The organism is Ferdinandcohnia sp. SAFN-114 (assembly GCF_059415045.1).
Genome location: NZ_JBPFDQ010000196.1, coordinates 1 through 1,438 on the forward strand (window position 1 = coordinate 1; position 1,438 = coordinate 1,438).

The 1,438-nt window shown below is 35.5% G+C and carries 1 protein-coding gene; it reads left to right on the forward strand.

Annotation, left to right across the window (positions count from 1 at the left end):
• Nucleotides 1-71: 71 nt before the first annotated feature.
• The coding region (locus tag ACR65M_RS26860) for an IS1182 family transposase (protein ID WP_440274937.1) at nt 72-1,438 on the forward strand (1,367 nt) is incomplete at its 3' end.

Sequence of the window (1,438 nt, forward strand, 5' to 3'; positions counted from 1 at the left end):
AATAAAAAATAAGGACATTCTTTGTTAAAATTAAGTTACCACACAAAATCCAAACAGAAAGAAGTGTCCTTATGTTTAAAGATTATAACATGAATCAATTAATTTTGCCTTTAGATTTAGAAGTAAAATTACAAAATAATGATATTGCCTTCCATGTCCATCATTTAGTTGAAAGTATCCCGCAAGAAGCATTCGAACCATTTCTTCGAAATGAGGGTTGTCCTGCTTATCATCCACGCATGATGCTTAAAATTATCTTGTGTGCCTACTCGCAATCTGTCTTCTCTGGACGCAAAATTGAAGCCCTATTAAAAGATAGTATCCGTATGATGTGGTTAGCTCAAGGGTATGAACCAAGCTACCGCACAATCAACCGATTCCGTGTTCAATCAGAAGTGAAAGATTTAATTCGCAAATGTTTCGTCCAATTCCGTTGCCAATTAGTTGAAGAAAAACTTATTGATCAAGAAGCTATTTTTATTGATGGTACAAAGATTGAAGCGAATGCGAATAAATTTACGTTCGTTTGGAAGAAATCCATTGAGAAATATAGTGAAAGCTTAATTGAAAAGTCAAACCAGCTATACAACGAGCTACTTAAGAACGAAATCATACCTGAAATTGAACGCGAAAACACCGAACAGTTATCGTTGGAAGAGCTCACTCAATTGGTTCAAAAAGTAGACGAAGTCGTAACCGAGTATGATAAACAAATTGAAGCTACATCAGATGTTTCAGAACGAAAAGCTTTAAGAAGCGAACGCAAATATCCGAAACAAGTACGTAAGCAATTGATTGATTTTGTCTTACGTAAACAGAAATACCAAGAAGACTTAGAAATCTTTGGCACACGTAATAGCTATTCTAAAACGGATCCTGATGCGACATTTATGCGAATGAAAGAAGATTATATGAGAAATGGACAGTTGAAAGCTGGTTACAATGTACAAATCGCAACGGAAGGTCAATACACTCTTGCTTATAGTTTGTTTTCTAATCCAACAGATACACGTACGTTAATTCCATTTCTAGATGAAATCGAGCAGCATTATTTCGAGTTACCGAAACACATTGTCGCAGATGCAGGTTATGGTAGTGAACAAAACTATAATGATATCCTTTCCAATAGAAAACGAGAAGCGCTTATCACTTATAACCTGTATTTGAAGGAACAAAACAAAAAGTTTAAACAAAACATATTTAACCCTGACAATTGGCAGTATGATGAAGAAACAGATACATATACATGCCCTAATCATAAACGTCTTGAGTTTCAATATCATTCTATCCGCACTGACCGTACAGGCTTTGAACGGAAGTTCAAAATATATGAGTGCGAAGACTGTTCGGGATGCCCATTCCGTTTATCATGTACAAAAGCCAAAGAAGGCAACAATCGAAAACTAATGGTGAATGAAAAGTGGGAACAGCAAAAAGA